The 16,213-nt window shown below is 61.8% G+C and carries 16 protein-coding genes and 1 pseudogene; 15 read left to right on the top strand and 2 right to left on the bottom strand.

Going from position 1 to position 16,213, the window contains the following annotated elements:
* The first annotated feature begins 9 nt into the window (after nt 1-9).
* From steA to KBX17_RS10115, 12 genes are read left to right on the top strand one after another with little or no spacing between them, the layout of a single operon-like run.
* Entirely contained in the window at nt 10-1,230 is a 1,221-nt protein-coding gene (gene steA, locus KBX17_RS10170; RefSeq protein WP_256019699.1) for a putative cytokinetic ring protein SteA, read from the top strand.
* A 20-nt stretch (nt 1,231-1,250) separates the two neighbouring features.
* Nucleotides 1,251-2,201 carry a copper transporter gene (locus tag KBX17_RS10165; protein WP_256019697.1) on the top strand — a complete coding sequence of 317 codons (951 nt, stop codon included), beginning with the start codon at nt 1,251-1,253 and terminating at the stop codon, nt 2,199-2,201.
* The gene (locus KBX17_RS10160; RefSeq protein WP_256019696.1) at nt 2,201-2,851 is read left to right on the top strand and encodes an NUDIX hydrolase; all 651 of its coding nucleotides are present in this window, start codon (nt 2,201-2,203) and stop codon (nt 2,849-2,851) included. The genes KBX17_RS10165 and KBX17_RS10160 overlap by 1 nt, the downstream gene beginning before the upstream one ends.
* Nucleotides 2,848-3,744, top strand: coding sequence for a site-specific tyrosine recombinase XerD (gene xerD, locus KBX17_RS10155; RefSeq protein ID WP_256019694.1), 897 nt, complete (start codon nt 2,848-2,850; stop codon nt 3,742-3,744). Before KBX17_RS10160 ends, xerD begins: the two co-directional genes overlap by 4 nt.
* Before the next feature lie 34 nt (nt 3,745-3,778).
* The gene (locus tag KBX17_RS10150; RefSeq protein ID WP_256019693.1) at nt 3,779-4,642 is read left to right on the top strand and encodes a ParA family protein; all 864 of its coding nucleotides are present in this window, start codon (nt 3,779-3,781) and stop codon (nt 4,640-4,642) included.
* A complete protein-coding gene (locus KBX17_RS10145; RefSeq protein ID WP_256019691.1) occupies nt 4,639-5,457 on the top strand; it encodes a ScpA family protein in 819 nt (272 codons plus the stop codon). Before KBX17_RS10150 ends, KBX17_RS10145 begins: the two co-directional genes overlap by 4 nt.
* A 26-nt stretch (nt 5,458-5,483) precedes the next feature.
* Nucleotides 5,484-6,023 carry an SMC-Scp complex subunit ScpB gene (locus KBX17_RS10140; RefSeq protein WP_050748812.1) on the top strand — a complete coding sequence of 180 codons (540 nt, stop codon included), beginning with the start codon at nt 5,484-5,486 and terminating at the stop codon, nt 6,021-6,023.
* A 31-nt stretch (nt 6,024-6,054) separates the two neighbouring features.
* Complete coding sequence (locus KBX17_RS10135; protein WP_256019690.1) at nt 6,055-7,011, top strand: pseudouridine synthase; 957 nt, start codon at nt 6,055-6,057, stop codon at nt 7,009-7,011.
* A complete protein-coding gene (gene cmk / locus KBX17_RS10130; protein WP_256019688.1) occupies nt 7,011-7,709 on the top strand; it encodes a (d)CMP kinase in 699 nt (232 codons plus the stop codon). The genes KBX17_RS10135 and cmk overlap by 1 nt, the downstream gene beginning before the upstream one ends.
* A complete protein-coding gene (der, locus tag KBX17_RS10125; RefSeq protein WP_256019687.1) occupies nt 7,706-9,226 on the top strand; it encodes a ribosome biogenesis GTPase Der in 1,521 nt (506 codons plus the stop codon). Before cmk ends, der begins: the two co-directional genes overlap by 4 nt.
* 9 nt (nt 9,227-9,235) lie before the next feature.
* Nucleotides 9,236-9,964, top strand: coding sequence for a PHB depolymerase family esterase (locus KBX17_RS10120; protein WP_005290224.1), 729 nt, complete (start codon nt 9,236-9,238; stop codon nt 9,962-9,964).
* Nucleotides 9,965-9,967: 3 nt separating this feature from the next.
* Nucleotides 9,968-10,777, top strand: a complete 810-nt coding sequence (locus tag KBX17_RS10115; RefSeq protein WP_083770297.1) for a PHB depolymerase family esterase — start codon at nt 9,968-9,970, stop codon at nt 10,775-10,777.
* A 31-nt stretch (nt 10,778-10,808) separates the two neighbouring features.
* Here KBX17_RS10115 and KBX17_RS10110 read toward each other — a convergent pair whose 3' ends face one another.
* Together KBX17_RS10110 and KBX17_RS10105 are read right to left on the bottom strand one after the other, a co-directional pair.
* Nucleotides 10,809-12,440, bottom strand: coding sequence for an HNH endonuclease signature motif containing protein (locus KBX17_RS10110; protein ID WP_256019685.1), 1,632 nt, complete (start codon nt 12,438-12,440; stop codon nt 10,809-10,811).
* Nucleotides 12,441-12,611: 171 nt separating this feature from the next.
* Entirely contained in the window at nt 12,612-13,403 is a 792-nt protein-coding gene (locus KBX17_RS10105; protein WP_256019684.1) for a class I SAM-dependent methyltransferase, read from the bottom strand.
* 178 nt (nt 13,404-13,581) lie between these two features.
* On the opposite strand from KBX17_RS10105, the gene KBX17_RS10100 reads away from it, so the two are divergent.
* The 3 genes and pseudogenes from KBX17_RS10100 (at nt 13,582) to KBX17_RS10090 (ending at nt 16,143) form a co-directional block, all read left to right on the top strand.
* A complete protein-coding gene (locus KBX17_RS10100; protein ID WP_256019682.1) occupies nt 13,582-14,472 on the top strand; it encodes a PHB depolymerase family esterase in 891 nt (296 codons plus the stop codon).
* Nucleotides 14,473-14,544: 72 nt separating this feature from the next.
* Nucleotides 14,545-14,904, top strand: a complete 360-nt coding sequence (locus tag KBX17_RS10095; RefSeq protein ID WP_040423721.1) for a VOC family protein — start codon at nt 14,545-14,547, stop codon at nt 14,902-14,904.
* 240 nt (nt 14,905-15,144) lie between these two features.
* A pseudogene (locus tag KBX17_RS10090) lies at nt 15,145-16,143 on the top strand (alcohol dehydrogenase catalytic domain-containing protein).
* The last annotated feature ends 70 nt before the right edge of the window (nt 16,144-16,213 follow it).

The following is a 16,213-nucleotide window of genomic DNA, read 5'->3' as shown; positions in this document are numbered from 1 at the left end:
TCTGGGGTTATGAGCTCAATCTTCAACCCCGCCTCCACGAGCACCCCGAGCACTCCCAGCGCAGCAGAGAGTGCTGATCTCACCGGTGCGTTGCGCGACTGCACCCCACAGGGCAAGGGTCTGCGCAAGCTGTCCGAGGGCGACATTGCGATTGTCGACGCCCCGGACATGTCCCGCCGTGAAGCTCAGCTGCTCGTGGAAAAGCGCCCCGCCGCAGTGGTGAACATTGCCCCCTTCTCGTCCGGCAATATCCCGAACTACGGGCCGCAGCTGCTGCTCGACGCCGATATCCGCTTGCTTGAGGGGGCTGGCGCTGCCACCCGCGAAGCGTTCCGCGACGGCAAGAAGGCGACGTTGACTGCTGACGGCGAGATCATCGTCGGCAAGAAAGTCATCGCTCAGGCCGAGCCGCTCGATCAGGCGGCCGTTGAGTCATCCTTCGACAACTCGCAGCGCGAACTCGTCGACCACATGGAAGCCTACTTCGGCAACACCACCGAGTTCATTCACACCGAATCGCCCTTGCTTGTCGACGGCGTAGGCGTCCCCGAACTCGGCGACGTGATGGACGGCAAGAAGGTGCTCGTGGTCAGCCCGACGCTGGACACCCGCGAGAAGATTTCCAATCTGCGTCACTTCATCCGCGAGTTCCAGCCCGTTGTCATCGGTGTCGGCGCTGCGTCTGACACGCTTCTCGACCTCGGCTACTCCTGCGATTTCATTGTCGGTGATCCGGCGGACATCTCGTCCGACAACCTGCGCGGTGATGCCCGCGTGATCCTCCCCGCTGACCCAGATGGCCACGCCGCGGGTCTCGAGCGCATCCAGGATCTCGGTGTCGGTGCCGTGACGTTCCCCGCTGCCACTGATTCGCCGACCGATCTCGCGATTCTCTTGGCGGTCTACCATAACGCAGAGATCATCGTCACGGCCGGCGACTCAGTGGACCTCGACAGGATCTTCGCCGGTGCGGACCACGCTGCGCCACCTGCCATGCTGGCTCGTCTCAAGGCAGGGGACCGCATCGTCGATTCGCAGGTGATTGAGAACCTCTACCGCCCGTCGTCTAGTGGCGGTGTCGCTTGGGCGTGGGCAATCCTCGGCCTGTTGGTGGCTATCGCAACGATCGTCGTCATCGTCGGTGTCATGGGTAACGGCACGTTTGTGGACAACCTCATCGACTCGTGGAACAACTTCGCCCTGGCCGTTCAGAACCTGTTCAAGAACTAGAGGAGAGGAGGGAAACAAACATGCCGAAACAGAATTCCGGGGGTGCTGGCTGGTTCACCAGCGGTGTTACGTGGGGCATTGCCGGGGGCATCGCTCTCGGTGCTCTCGTGGTGGCTCCGGCGATGGCGCCGATCGCGAACAACTCCTTCAACAACATCGGGGGTTCTTCGACCCCTGAAGGCGAGCAAAAGGATAAGGGCCGAGCTGACAATCGTGAAGCGAACGCGGCGAATGCGCTGCTGGCGCAGTCGTCGACACGCATTGTCGAGGGCACGCTGACCGGTCGCCCGTACCTCATCATCCGCACTCCGGACGCGAATGATGATGATGTGAGCACCACGAGCTGGCTTGCTGAAATGGCAGGCGGTACCAAGGCTGGCCAGATCACGCTGACGGACAAGTTCCTCTCCCAGGATGGTGCGGACGAGCTGCGCTCGATCATCGCCAACACTCTCCCTGCCGGCGCTCAGCTGTCGGTGGATAACCAAGCGCCGGGCATTCACGCAGGCGAATCCCTTGGTGCGGCGCTCATGTTCGATCAGGCCACGGGTGCACCGCTGGCTACCGTTGAAGATCGTGCGATGGTTCTGCAGACTCTGCGCGAGGCGGGCTTCATCGAGTACGAAGACGGCACCATCACACCGGCTCAAGGCATCATCGTTGCCACCGGTGAGGCCGAGGGCGGCGAGGAGTTCGCCTCGAATGTCCTTGCAGATCTTGTCCGCGGTCTGGACTCCCGCGGGGATTCTGTTGTCCTCGCCGGGCGCCGGGGCGCCGCAGAGGACAAGGGCCCCATCGCGGTGGTCCGCGACGACCCGAAGGCGAACGAGAGCATCTCCACCGTGGACTCGCTGGAATCCGAAACAGGCCGAATCTCGGCCGTGCTGGCCCTGGCAGAGCAGATCAACGGCGGCTCCGGTTCGTACGGTTCAGCAGACAATGCCCAGGCACCAGCCCCGGAGCGTGGATAGTGCGCCACGAATTCACGGTCACGGATTCTGAGTTGCTTGTTGACGCTCCCATTCTCGCCCTGCGCCGCGATACGGTCACTATGCCCGGTGGAAACACGGCAAAGCGGGAGATTGTCGAGCACTTCGGGGCGGTAGCGGTCGTCGCGCTCGACGATCAACAGCGCATCGCCATGGTCGAGCAGTACCGTCACTCCGTCGGCGCTCGGCTGTGGGAGCTGCCCGCAGGCATTCTCGACTTTGCAGGCGAGGATGAGCTGGACACCGCTAAGCGCGAGCTGGTGGAAGAAGCCGGCCTTGAAGCCGCGGAGTGGTCGCTGCTCGTTGACCTGGTCACCTCGCCCGGTTTCGCCGAGGAAGCCGTCCGCATTTTCTTGGCCGCTGAGCTCTCCCACGTGGAGCGTCCCGAGGCCGAGGATGAGGAAGCTGATATGGACTTTGCGTGGGTGCCGCTGGGCGATGCCCGTGCGGCCGTCATGGACGGGCGCATCACCAACTCGATCGCTATCGCTGGTGTGCTCGCCGCGTCCGAGGTCGTTGCGGGCCGTGCAACAGCGCGCAGCACCGATGTCCCGTTCGCTCTCCGACCAACCCACATGGCAGATAGGCGCCAAAAGCAGGGCATTGTGCCCGATATGAAGAAGAAGCAGTGAGCGCCGAAGCACTCGGCAAGCTGTGGCTCGATCACCTCGCGGTGGAGCGCGGCCTGTCAGCCAACACGCTGAGCAATTACCGGCGTGACGTTGACCGCTACGTCACATGGCTGGAATCAGCAGGAAAAACAGACCTGAATAACGTGACCGCGTCCGACCTCGGGGACTATGTAGCGGATCTGCGTCGTGGGGGACTGGCGTCGTCCTCCGCTGGTCGGGCGCTCGTCGTTGCGCGCGGGCTGCATAAGTTCGCCACCGTGGAAGGCGCCGTCGCCGCCGACGTTGCTGCCGGGGTGTCACCGCCGAAAACAGGGGAGAAGCTTCCGGACACGCTCAGCATTGAGGAAGTGGGCTTGCTTCTCGACGCATGCCCCACTCACACCCCAGCAGACCTCCGGGACAAAGCGTTACTCGAAGTCCTTTACGCCACTGGTGCCCGTGTTTCTGAAGTGCTCGGTCTCGTGGTTGACGATGTGGTCGGTCTCGATGACGGGACGTTCATCAAAGTCACCGGCAAGGGAAATAAGCAGCGCATCGTTCCCGTCGGCAGCGCTGCCCGTGAAGCGGTGGAGGCGTACCTTGTCCGCGGCCGCCCCGCAATGTCGAAGGGCAAGACCCATGCACTGTTTCTGAATAAGCGCGGCGGTGCCCTATCGCGGCAAAGCGCGTGGACGGTGATCAAGGATGCGGCGGGGCGAGCGGGCGTCGATAAGCATATTTCTCCGCACACTCTGCGCCACTCGTTTGCAACGCACCTGCTGGAAGGCGGGGCAGATGTGCGTACGGTGCAGGAGTTGCTCGGGCACGCTTCTGTGACGACGACTCAGATTTACACCCACGTCACCCCGGAGAATTTGCGCGAAGTATGGCGCACGGCGCACCCCCGATCCTAAACGTGGAAAATGACATCTGTGTAAGATAGCCACCATGACGGAGGATGGACTCTTCGATACGCCGGGTATCGGCCTGACGGGCCGCCCTATCCGCGAACTGCCGCAGCCGGAGCGGCTAGATAAGCACGGCCCCGCCACGATCATCTCCATGGTCAACCAGAAAGGCGGCGTGGGCAAGACCACGTCATCCATCAACCTCGGGGCTTGCCTCGCCGAACATGGGCGAAAAGTCCTCCTCGTCGACCTTGACCCGCAGGGCGCGCTCTCTGCGGGTCTGGGGATTACCCAGGACGAAGACCAGGTCACCGTCTACGACTTGATGTTGGACAACACCGCGTCCATCCATGCCTCCATCAAGCACACGAACGTGTCCGGCCTGGACATGGTTCCGGCGAATATCGATCTCTCCGCGGCGGAGATCCAGCTGGTGAACGAAGTCGGTCGCGAGCAAACGCTTGGCCGTGCACTGCGTCCGGTGCGCGGTGAGTATGACTACATCATCATCGACTGCCAGCCGTCCTTGGGGCTGCTTACTGTGAACGCATTGGCGTGCTCGCAGGGCGTGATCATCCCGATGGAGTGCGAGTACTTCTCCCTGCGTGGGCTCGCGCTGCTGACGGACACCGTGGAGAAGGTGCGCGACCGCATTAACTTCGACCTCGACATCGTCGGAATTCTGGTCACAATGTTCGACCGCCGCACCACCCACTCCCGCGAGGTCATGGACCGCGTGGTGGAAGTCTTCGGCGACCGGGTCTTCGACACCGTGATCACCCGCACCGTCCGCTTTCCGGAGACTTCCGTGGCAGGCGAGCCAATCATCACGTGGGCACCGAATTCACCGGGCGCGGAGCAGTACCGCAGTCTTGCGCTCGAGGTCATTGATCGGACAACATGACCGCGAATATTCAAGAGGGCTACCAGCCGGAGATCACCGGCTTCACCTTGGTCCTCAACAACTTCGAGGGCCCGTACGACCTGCTGCTCAACCTCATTGGGGCACGCAAGTTCGATGTCACTGAGGTCGCTCTGGCCGAGGTCACTGATGAGTTCATCGATTATGTGCGTCAACTGGGGGAGACCGCTGAGCTCGACGAGATCACAGAGTTTCTTGTCACCGCCTCCACGCTGCTGAGCCTGAAAGCACAGCGCCTGTTGCCAAAGAGTGGGGAAGAAGACGAGGACGACCTTGAGCTGCTGTCGACCCGAGACCTTCTCTTCGCACGCCTGCTGCAGTACCGCGCCTACCAAAAGGCCGCTGATCAGTTTGAGCGCTGGCAACGCGAAGCTCGCCGCCGCTACCCGCGCGCGGTGGGCATGGAAGAGCAGTTCCTCGACCTCTTGCCGCCGGTGCAGCTGGGGCACACTGCAGGCAGTTTCGCGGAACTGGCTGCGTCAGTCTTCCGGCCTAAACCACCGGAGGAAGTGCGGGTCGACCACCTCCACGCCCCGCCTGTCTCCGTGCCAGAACAGGCAGGCAAGCTGCTGGACACCCTCAAGGTTGCGGGTCCGGACACGTGGCTGACGTTCGCAGCTCTCACCCGGGACTGCACTCGGTCGATGGAAGTAGTTGGCCGGTTCCTCGCCGTGCTGGAGCTCTACAAAGCGCACGCCATTGACACCCAGCAAGAAGAGGCGCTGGGTCCGTTGGACATTGCGTGGACCGGTAAGGACGTTGACCCTGCCGTCATCGCTGCGCAGAACTGGGAGTAGACGTGAACTCATCGCCTGAGCTGCCCATGGTCTCCCAGCTGAGATCGCAGATCGAGTCCATCATCTTGGTCGTGGAAACTCCAGCAACAGCAGAAGATTTGGCTGGTGCGCTGTCTGTCCCGGTGAGCGATGTGCGGGGTGAGCTCGAGGCCTGGGCGGCGGAACTCAACGACCGCGGATCCGGCATGGACCTGCGAGAGACGTTGGAGGGGTGGCGGCTGTATACCCGTCCAGCTAACGCCGAGGTTGTTGAGGCATTCCTGCTCGACGGCACACAGACGAAGCTCTCCCGTGCCGCCATGGAGACGCTCGCCGTTGTCGCTTACCGCCAGCCGGTCACGCGAGCACAAGTGGCAGCAATCCGCGGCGTGAATGTGGACGGTGTCATGCGTACTTTGACGCTGCGCGGGCTCATCGCCGAGGTTGATCCAGATGAATCCTCAGGTGCTCACCGCTACATCACCACCGAGCTTTTCCTCGAGCAGATTGGAATAGACTCGCTGGACCGCCTGCCCGATCTTGCGCCGCTGCTGCCGGATGTGGACGCGATCGAAGAGTCTTGGTAATGGCCCTAACACACTGGTAGCTTGGGTAACCATGACTCCTCCCGCTCGCCGAGAAGGCACACCGGACAAGTTCTATCTCTCCAACGCGAAGCCCGCCAAGCACCAGAACGTCAGCTTGAGCAAGCGCCGAGAGGCCGCTGAGAAAGAACCCCACCCACTCGAAGACAACTGGTGGGACCATCGCGACGACTCAGTTGCCCCCGAAGGCAAAGCCATCAGCGACGATGCAGAAACCGCAGCACGGAAAAAGCGTGGCGACGGCATCCGTCTGCAAAAGGTCCTCGCCCAGGCTGGTGTGGCGTCCCGCCGCCACTCCGAGGTGATGATCGATGAGGGCCGCGTTGAAGTCAACGGCAAGATCGTGCGCCAGCAGGGTGTGCGCGTGGACCCGAACGTTGACATCATTCGCGTCGACGGTGTGCGCGTGAACGTCAATGAAGACCAGCAGTACTTCGCGCTGAACAAGCCGCGCGGCGTGCACACGACCATGGAAGACGAGTTGGGCCGTCCGTGCGTGGGTGATTTCGTCGCGGACCGTGTGGCAGCGGGCCAGCGTCTCTTCCACGTCGGCCGTCTTGATGCCGACACGGAAGGCTTGCTGCTGCTCACCAACGACGGTGAGCTGTCCAACCGTCTCATGCACCCCAAGTACGGCGTGGAGAAGACCTACCTGGCCACAGTTCTCGGCGAGGCCAAGCCTGCGCTTGTGCGCGAGCTCAAGAAGGGCATTGAGCTTGAGGATGGGGTGGCGAAGGCTGACTACGCTCAGATCGTCGATACGCACCAGGGCCAGTCGCTGATCCGCCTGGTCATTCACGAAGGCCGCAAGCACGTCGTGCGCCGCATGCTCAAGGAGGCCGGCTACCCGGTCCAGCGGCTGGTGCGCACGAAGATTCACACGGTGCAGCTTGGCGAGCTCAAGCCCGGCGCGATGCGCGCCCTCAACGATTCCGAGCTGACTGCGCTGTACAAGGCGGTGGAGATGTAATGAGCCAGATTTCCAATATGCCCAACGGGGGCCTCATTCTCGCTGTCGATGGCCCTTCCGGTACCGGCAAGTCCACGACGTGCCGCACGTTGGCGAAGCAGCTCGACGCGAAGTACGTCGATACAGGCGCGATGTACCGAGTGGCGACGCTCGCTGTCCTTCGCGCTGGTGTCGATCCCTCCGATACAGATGCGGTCATCGAAGCCACGCGCGATCTTCCGTTGGAGGTCAGCGACGATCCGGATTCCACCGAGGTGCTTTTCGACGGTGAAAACGTTGCCCGCGAGATCCGTGAACGCGAGGTCACGCAAAACGTTTCTGCTGTGTCCGCCATTCCTGAAGTGCGCGTCAACCTCGTCGAGCTGCAGCGCAAGCTGGCGCATGACGCGCACCGCGCCATTGTTGAAGGCCGCGATATTGGCACCGTCGTGCTTGTCGACGCCCCAGCCAAAGCCTTCCTTACCGCCTCACCCGAGGTGCGGGCCACACGGCGCTACAACCAGGACACCGCAGCCGGCCGCGACGTGGACTACGACACGGTTTTGGCCGATGTAATCCGCCGCGACGAGCTCGACTCTTCCCGCGCGACGAGTCCGCTGCGCCCCGCTGAAGATGCAGCCGTGATCGACACCTCGGAGATGAGCAAGGACGACGTGCTGGACAGCCTGATCGGGCTGATCGAAAGGAGCGCACAGTGACGCACCCACACGATGAAGACGAGATCGGGTTCTTCGAGAGTGATTTCGACGAGGCTGACTTCGATGAGTCGGAGTTCGGTGAAGCTGATTACGGTGAGCCTGAGTCCGATTCCGACTTTTCTGACGATGACCTGACCGAAGAAGAATGGGCGGAAGTAGAGGAAGCCTTCGGTATCACCGCCGATGGCCACCTCGAAGAAGCCTTGCCTACGGTGGCTATTGTCGGCCGGCCAAACGTGGGTAAGTCCACGTTGGTCAACCGGTTCCTTGGGCGCCGTGAAGCTGTTGTGGAGGATCACCCTGGTGTGACCCGTGACCGCGTGAGCTACCTGTCGGACTGGAACGGGCAGCGCTTCTGGGTGCAGGACACCGGTGGCTGGGATCCGGACGCGAAGGGCATTCACGCCTCCATCGCGCACCAGTCCGAAGCGGCAATGGCTGATGCTGACGTCATTGTCATGGTCGTCGACTCCCATGTCGGTGTCACCGAATCGGACGCTGTCATGGCGAACAACCTGCAGCGCTCCGAGGTCCCTGTGATCCTTGTGGCGAACAAGTTCGAGTCTGAGTCCCAGTGGGCGGACGTCGCCGAGTTCTATTCGCTCGGTCTTGGTGACCCATGGCCCGTATCGGCACTGCACGGCCGCGGCGGTGCCGACGTTCTCGATGAGATCGTCAAGTCGTTCCCGGAGGAGCCCAAGTCGGCGAACTCGGTCACGGAAGGACCGCGCAGGGTTGCGCTCGTCGGAAAGCCGAACGTCGGCAAGTCTTCGCTGCTGAACAAGCTGTCGCGGTCGGACCGTGCGGTCGTCGATAATGTCGCGGGCACCACCGTTGACCCCGTCGACGAGCTCATTCAACTTGACCAGAAGCTGTGGCGTTTCATCGACACCGCTGGTCTGCGCAAGAAGGTCAAGAACGCCGAGGGGCACGAGTATTACGCGTCGCTGCGCACGCGAGGCACGATCGATGCCGCCGAAGTGTGCGTTGTGCTTATCGACGCCTCCCAGGAGATCACCGAGCAAGACCAACGCGTCATCAGCATGGTGCTCGACGCCGGTAAAGCAATGGTCATCGCGTTCAACAAGTGGGACTTGATGGACGAGGACCGTCGGTACTACTTCGACCGCGAATTCGACATGCAGCTGGACCACCTGCCGTGGGTGTCCAAGATCAACATTTCTGCGGAGACGGGCCGTGGGCTGCACCGCCTGGAGAAGGAAATGACCACGGCGCTGGAGAACTGGGATAAGCGCATCTCCACCGGCCAGTTGAACAACTGGATGCGGGACGCGATCGCCGCGAACCCGCCGCCGATGAAGAACAACCGCCTGCCCAAGGTGCTCTTCGCCACCATGGTGTCTACGCGCCCGCCGACCATCGTTCTGTTCACCACGGGCTTCCTCGACGGCGGGTACCGCCGATACCTCGAGCGAAAGTTCCGTGAACAATTCGGCTATCACGGCACCCCGGTGCGCATTGCCGTCCGCGTGCGTGAACGCAAGCCCCGTAAATAAGGAGACGCCATGACCGGACAGTCACGCCGTATCACCCGCACCGTCACAGTCGATGGGGTCGACCACACCTACCAGTGCTCTGTTCCGGTCACCTTAGAGGGGGACAAGTTACCGGTCATTCTGGCGATTCACGGTAAGGGTGACAACGGGCATGACTTCCTCGTGGGCACGGGACTCGGTGCCGCCAAAGCGATTGTCGCTGCGCCGACCGGGCGTGGTCTGGCGTGGAGCCCCGCGCCCTACGCCGTGACGACGGTCGAGGAAGACACCGCACTAATTCACGCCATCCGTGACGACATCATCGCCACCTACTCCGTCGACCCGGAGCGGGTGTATCTGGCCGGGTTTTCCAATGGCGGAGGGTTTGTCGCCGTGCTTGCCGTGAATGATCCGTCAGCCTATGCCGGTGTCGCGACCGTCTCAGGGGCGATTCGTGTGGATATGGATCTGCTGGAGCAGGGCACTCCGATCGACTACCTGAACATTCACGGCACCTGGGACGACGTTGTTCCCTACATGGGCCAAGACCGTGGAGTTCTGGGCACCATCATGCCGGCTCCCGACGTGGTCGCCGCCTTTGAACGCCGAAATGGCGATACTGCTCGCACAGTGCACATCCCAGTGGAGGGCATGAGCCACGAATGGCCCTCAGGGATATGGGCCAGGGGCCGGGGCATCGACGTGACCGATGAGATCCTCGGCTTCTTCGATATCGAGAAGTTGGCGGAGCAGGAGTAAACGGTGCGACGCGCAGTCCGATCGACCGCGTTAGGCGTCTTCGCCGCCGTTTTGCTCGCATCCTGCGCTGGTCCGGAAAGCTCCCCGCCAGAGACGAGTAGTGCCTCGGTGCCAGCGGAGGTCTCGCAACGCACCGTCAACGCCGCAGGACGGGAGCGGACCTATACGGTCTCCACCCCGCACGATGCGGACGAGCCTTTACCGGTCATCATTGCTTTTCACGGGCGTGGTGGCACCGGTGAGAGTTTTCTCACGGGCACAGGGTTGGACGACGCACCAGCAATCGTGGCTGCACCTGACGGTGTTGGTGGCGCATGGGCCCCGGCACCCTATGCCGACACCACACTGAAGGACGAAACCGCATTCATTGAAGCGATCGTCGCCGACGTGAAAGCCACCTTTCCGGCTGAAAATTCGCAGGTCTATCTCGTGGGGTTCTCCAACGGTGGGGGACTGGCCACCGCTGCCGCGGCAGCTCACCCTGACCGCTATGCGGGCGTAGCCACAGTGGCTGCAGCCGTGCGCACAGATCCGGCACAGTTCACCACAGGTGAAGCTATCGACTACCTGAACATCCACGGCACCTCCGACATCAGGGTTCCCTACGACGGCGAACTTCGCGGCACTAGTGACCGCATTTACGGCGCCGATGACGTCGTGGCGGCCTTCCGCAAACGCAATGGCGATGCAGGCCGAGTCGAGCACCTTGCCGTTGACGGCATGGGGCATGGGTGGCCGGCGGGATCTGGGGCCGACAGCGTGGACGTCACCGAGGAAATTCTTTCCTTCTTTGGTCTGAGTGCTCTCCCGTAACTGTTCAACTTTTCGCCGAAAAGGCGGCGCATCATTCTTCCGCTGTGGAAAAGGGGTAGCCAGCAGGGCGGAAGAAGGCGTGGATGTCGTACTCCTCGTCGCAGTAGCTGTGGGGGTCGTCGGGATCGAAGTATGCATCGCGGCCCGTGCCGTCGTAGGTGTTGAAGAATTGGTTGTCGGGGACTACGAGCTCATCGTCTGGCACGGCCTTTGGCGGGAGCGGGTGGTAGTGGAAGACTTCGTCGAATTCTTCCTCGAGGTCCTGCAGATCAGCCTTGCACTGTTTGTAGAGGTCCCAGGCAGCTGTTTGCTCCTCCGGAATGTACGGATCGTAGGCTTGTGCGGTGGTCTCGTAGGCGTCGAGAACTGCGTGACTTTTCGCCAGAAAGTGCTCGGTTTGCTGTCTGAGGCGCTCGACATCGTCAACACTGCGCCGCCACCTGGGCGCTGTGGGGGTGGTGTAGGCGGCGAGCAAGCCATTGGGATCGGTCCAGTAGTAGGTGCCGTCTTCGAGAAGCCACACGATTGAGCCTGTCACCGGATCGGGGACATAGAATGCGCGGCGATCGGTTTTCAGGTTGTGGTGGTGCTGGCATAGGCAGAACAGATTGTCGGCCGTGGTCATGCCGCCTTCCTCGTAAGGCTGGCGGTGATCGAGCTGGCAAGCCTGTGCCGGGCGTGTGCAACCCGGGTACACGCACGTGCCGTCCCGGCCGCGGACGTAGGCGGCGACATCAGCTGGCGCGTCGTGCCCAGCGACGACCTTCTTCGACGCGACGTCTAGGTCCACCTCGGTCGCGCCGTAGGTGGCGGCGAAGTGGTGCAGCAAGGCTGTGGAGTTCGGCCCGGTGTGCCCGAACCCGGGAATGAACGCCGCGGCCTCTTGGTCGACCTCACCGTCAGCATTTTTGGGGGCGTAGGCGTAGATCGTCGCCATCGCAGCCGGAGTGACGTCACCGGTGGCAAGCTTGACCAACGCGTTGGCCTGCGTGGTTCCAAGTTCGCGCGCGGTCGCCTCAATGCTTGCTCGCATGGCTGCAATAGTGGCGTTGTCAGCGTTCAGGGTCATCCATGCTGTATCAGCGCCCGCAGCGCCAGGGCCGAAGTCGAGATCATTCGTGCTGGGAGGACCCTTCTTACGCTTCTTCCGCCGCTCAGGATCGAATGCGGCTGCGTTGTCGAACTCCGCGATCATCTTGTTCAACCGCAAGGTGATCGTGTTGCTCGTGGGCAACGGTTGCCGGGCCCGGGTGGGGGTGAATATGTCCACCAGCACGTCGTCGAAAGCTTCGTAGGCTTCGGCGGGTGCCTCGCAACCAAGGGCAGCGATTGCTCTTGCGATGGCGTCTAATCTGTCGACGTCTAGCCGCCAATGCTCTTTTTGGATCGCACGGAGACCCGGTAGCCGGCGCAGCGACTGGTAACCGTAAATGCCTTTCTCAACTTCGCCCTTGCGCATCCCGCTGCGTTGCATCAAGCGGGTCACTTCCAGGTCGTAGTCGCGGGATCCCACCAACACGTTCTCAGCGTCGGCGAATTCCATGAAGGCGTCGGCTTGACCTTGCCGGATGGACTTTCCGGCAGTTGCAGCGGGACAGTCCGGGTCTTCGGTGACGAAGAAAGGGGCCCGCTTCCCCTTCTTCGCTTGCCTACAAGTGTCCATAGTGTCCCCCTCGACGTCGTCGGTTCCGTCCAAATAGCTATGGGAACATTCTTGCAAACGGATGTACCAAACATAGTTAGAAACCGAACCCAAAATAGAACGCGAGTTCGAATGATGGGCAGATTGCCAGCGTCTGGCGAGGTCGTTCGAAAAGGCCGGGACGTCGTTAAGCTAGCGCCGCTCGTACACGAACGCGTCGGTGCGATAGGGGAGGGGAATGGGCTGACCTTCGTCGAACCCGAGGCGATCAAAGAGGTACCACCGGAGATTCTCGGTGACCTTCGCGCGCGTGGCCTCATTCGCCCGCAGCCAGTACGAACGCGTGCGTGCGAGTGCGAAGAGGTCGTCCGTGGTCACGGCTTCAAACCACCTCGTGCGCAGTTCGCGTGAAAGCGCCCATTGCTTATCGACGTCGGGATAAAACCCTTCCCTCTGAACATCCCCCGAGTGACTGATCCGGGAGAGCCGCAGAACCCACGGATGCGACACGTCGAGAGTGTTCCAACACAGGAGCAGTTTGCCTCCAGGCGCGACGACACGGTGGGCCTCTGCGCTGGCCGCCGCGGTGTCGACCCAGTGCCAGGTTTGGGCACAAGTGATGGCGTCAACGGAGGCGTCAGTAAGCGGGAGTGCTTCACCGACTGCTCGGAGAGTTTTCACCTCGGGCATGCGAGAGCGCAACGCCCTGAGCATGTCGTTGGAAGGATCAGCTGCGTAGATGGTGCGGCCAGGCTGCACCAGCAGCTCTGTGAGCTTGCCCGTCCCCGCGCCGAGATCGAGTACGCTGCCCGCCGTGCTTATGAGCTCGGGGATGGTAGTGGGGTAGGAGGGGCGTGTGGCGTCGTAAAGCTGCGCCCCGGACGCGAACGCTCTCGCTGTGTGTTGTCGCGATGCGGCGTCGCGGAACCCCGGCATATCTTTGGCGCTGGGTTTGAAGTTGCGTGGAGTGGGGCTGGCTTCCATTACGTGTCAACTTACCGGTCGACGCTTTGATTGCTAAGGTTGCCCACGAAAGCAGCGCCACGATTCCTAAGGATGCACCTTCACCGTGCGAAAACTCACACGATCAGCAGCGATAACCTGCTCTTTCCTGCTCTCTGCCGGGGCGCTTGCAGCATGCGGGGATGGCAATAAAGAGTCGATGCGCGCCGACAGCGTCGCCGAGCAAGTCACGCAGAAGGTTCGTGAGGAACTTGTGCAACCGGTGCGCGATTTCGAGGGTGAACCGTTCACTGAAACCCGGAAGATCAAAGCTGGCGGACTCGACCGGGAATTCATCCTCACCGTGCCGCCGGAAGTCGATGAGCGGTCTGATCTACCACTGATTTTCGCGTTTCATGGGTATACGAACAACGCGGAGGCAATGCGTCAGTTCACTCAGTTAGATAAAGCACATGCAGTGGTCGTGTACATGAACGGTGTGGGCAGCGCATGGGCGCCGGCGCCCTACGCGAAGACATCGGGGGAGCAGGATCTGGCGTACTTCGACGCGGTGCGGCAAGAGATGCTCGAGGAGTTCTCGATCGATCCCGCCAAAGTATTCGTCACCGGCCTGTCGAACGGCGGCGGGTTTGCCGCCTATGCCGCGTGCCACCGTTCCCATCAGATCACCGGCATTGCGACAGTGTCTGCCGCGTTCTACGACAAAGTCTTCGATGATTGTTCGCCAACCCCGGTCAAGCAGATCGACATGCACGGCACCAAAGACGGCATCATCGACTACTACGGGGGAGTGCGCCACAACGAGGCCATCCTCAGTATTCAAGACGTCATGGCTAACGCAGCTCGGCGAAACCACTGCGAACCCGAACCCGTCCGCGCAGAGATCCGCCGTCCCGGCGAAGAGCTCGTGTGGGAGGGCTGTGATGCGCAGCTGCGCCATTACCGCCTCGACGGCGGTAGGCACGTCTGGCCGGGCAGTAAGCAGGACGACAGCTTCGCCACCCAACCATCTGACGGATTCGGAACAGAGACGATTCTGGACTTCTTCGGTGTGGATTTCACCGGCGCGGTGGGGCCGAACCCTCAGTAACCGCACAATCAATTGCTCCGGCGGGTTTTTAGCTATCCTGGTGTCCACGATCTCGAAAGTAAGGAGCAAATAGTGAACCGTGAACTTGTTTTCATCGTGTACGCCTCGGACATCGACGCATCGGTCGCTTTCTATAGTGACCTCCTGGGTCTTGAGACCGACTTTGTCACGCCCCGCTACGTCACCTTCGCGCTGGGTGAGGGGGTGTTCTTAGCGCTATGGTCGGGAAATGCCAACTCGCTGGAAGGTGCAGCGAATCGCACTTCGGAGGTATGCCTGAACGTGCCTGCCGAAGAGGTCACCACCACGTTCGAACAGTGGAAGAACAAAGGGGTAACGATCCTCCGCGAGCCCTATGAGGAAGTGTTCGGCACGACGTTTGTAATCGAAGACCCCGACGGGAATCTTATTCGCGTCGCGCCTATTGACTAGGTCTGCTGACGAGGCCAACAGCTGCAAAGAGTAAAGGCCTCAGACAACTCATCTTTCGACCCCTCAGCGGTGAGCCCGATCTAACCCCACTCCTGATTTTCGCGTGCCGGATGAAAGCCACCGCAACTCGACGAATAGCCTTTGTTTTACTGGCGAAAGTTTCACACTGCCTAAAAACGTTGCGCACTCAAAGAAGTCGGGATTACGCTCGGCCACACCCTAACCATGGAAAGGTTCCCCATGAAAGCACTGACCTGGCAAGGGAAACGCACCGTGAGTGTCGAGGACGTCCCCGACCCCAAGATCATCGAACCCACCGACGCCATCATCCGCGTCACCTCCACCGCCATCTGCGGCTCTGACCTCCACCTCTACGAGGTCCTTGGACCCTTCATGGACAAGGGCGACGTGATCGGGCACGAGCCGATGGGCATTGTCGAGGAGGTCGGCAGTGCTGTGACCAACCTCAAGCCCGGCGACCGCGTCGTGGTCCCCTTCACCGTCTCCTGCGGTCACTGCTTCATGTGCGAGCGCGGCTTTCAGTCTCAGTGTGAGACCACGCAGGTGAAGGAGTACGACAAGTGAGCTACCCTGTTCGGTTACTCGCGCCTCTACGGCTCGCTGCCCGGCGGCCAGGCCGAGTACCTGCGCGTCCCGCACGCCGACTACGGCCCCATCAAGGTCCCCAGCGTCGGCGAGGACGAGCGCTACCTCTTCCTTTCTGACGTTCTGCCGACCGCCTGGCAGGGCGTCAAGTACGCAGGCGTCCCTGACGGCGGCACCCTCGCGGTGCTCGGCCTCGGCCCGATCGGGCAGATGGCCACCCGTATCGGTGCGCGCTTCGGCTACCGCGTCATCGGAGTCGACCCCGTCGCGGAGCGGCGCGCCATGGCGGCCCGGCACGGGTTCGAGGTCATCGAGGACGGCGAGGATGCCGTCGAGAAGCTGCAAGAGCTTTGCGACGGCCGCGGGCCCGACTCCGTCGTCGACGCCGTCGGCATCGAAGCCCACGGTTCTCCAGTCAGCGGCGTCTACGGCGGGATGAAGGACCCGATGCCGATGATGACGCTCTTTGACAAGCAGATCCAGATGCGGATGGGCCAGTGCAACGTGCGCAACTGGACCGATGACATCCTCCCGCTGGTCGACGACCCGTCCGACCCCCTCGGCGTGCTTGACCTGAAAACGCACACCGCGCCGCTTGACGACGCCCCTGCCATGTACGAGAAGTTGGGTTAAGGGTCAAAATGTGTGTCTGGCTCGGCGTGTCGTGGGGGTTAGATCTGGCCTTTTTGGATGCCGATTGAGT

Source organism: Corynebacterium sp. CCUG 65737 (assembly GCF_024454115.1).
Taxonomy (GTDB): domain Bacteria; phylum Actinomycetota; class Actinomycetes; order Mycobacteriales; family Mycobacteriaceae; genus Corynebacterium; species Corynebacterium genitalium.
Note: the sequence above shows the minus strand (reverse complement) of the source record. Positions and strands in the feature narration are given on the sequence as shown.

Bases quoted from the DNA above. Each gene is read 5' to 3' on its own strand.
- KBX17_RS10135 (WP_256019690.1), top strand. From the start codon at position 6,055: ATGACTCCTCCCGCTCGCCGAGAAGGCACACCGGACAAGTTCTATCTC.
- KBX17_RS10100 (WP_256019682.1), top strand. From the start codon at position 13,582: ATGCGCGCCGACAGCGTCGCCGAGCAAGTCACGCAGAAGGTTCGTGAG.
- KBX17_RS10140 (WP_050748812.1), top strand. From the start codon at position 5,484: ATGGTCTCCCAGCTGAGATCGCAGATCGAGTCCATCATCTTGGTCGTG.
- KBX17_RS10110 (WP_256019685.1), bottom strand. From the start codon at position 12,440: ATGGACACTTGTAGGCAAGCGAAGAAGGGGAAGCGGGCCCCTTTCTTC.
- cmk (WP_256019688.1), top strand. From the start codon at position 7,011: ATGAGCCAGATTTCCAATATGCCCAACGGGGGCCTCATTCTCGCTGTC.
- KBX17_RS10150 (WP_256019693.1), top strand. From the start codon at position 3,779: ATGACGGAGGATGGACTCTTCGATACGCCGGGTATCGGCCTGACGGGC.
- KBX17_RS10105 (WP_256019684.1), bottom strand. From the start codon at position 13,403: ATGGAAGCCAGCCCCACTCCACGCAACTTCAAACCCAGCGCCAAAGAT.
- KBX17_RS10165 (WP_256019697.1), top strand. From the start codon at position 1,251: ATGCCGAAACAGAATTCCGGGGGTGCTGGCTGGTTCACCAGCGGTGTT.
- steA (WP_256019699.1), top strand. From the start codon at position 10: ATGAGCTCAATCTTCAACCCCGCCTCCACGAGCACCCCGAGCACTCCC.
- KBX17_RS10145 (WP_256019691.1), top strand. From the start codon at position 4,639: ATGACCGCGAATATTCAAGAGGGCTACCAGCCGGAGATCACCGGCTTC.
- KBX17_RS10120 (WP_005290224.1), top strand. From the start codon at position 9,236: ATGACCGGACAGTCACGCCGTATCACCCGCACCGTCACAGTCGATGGG.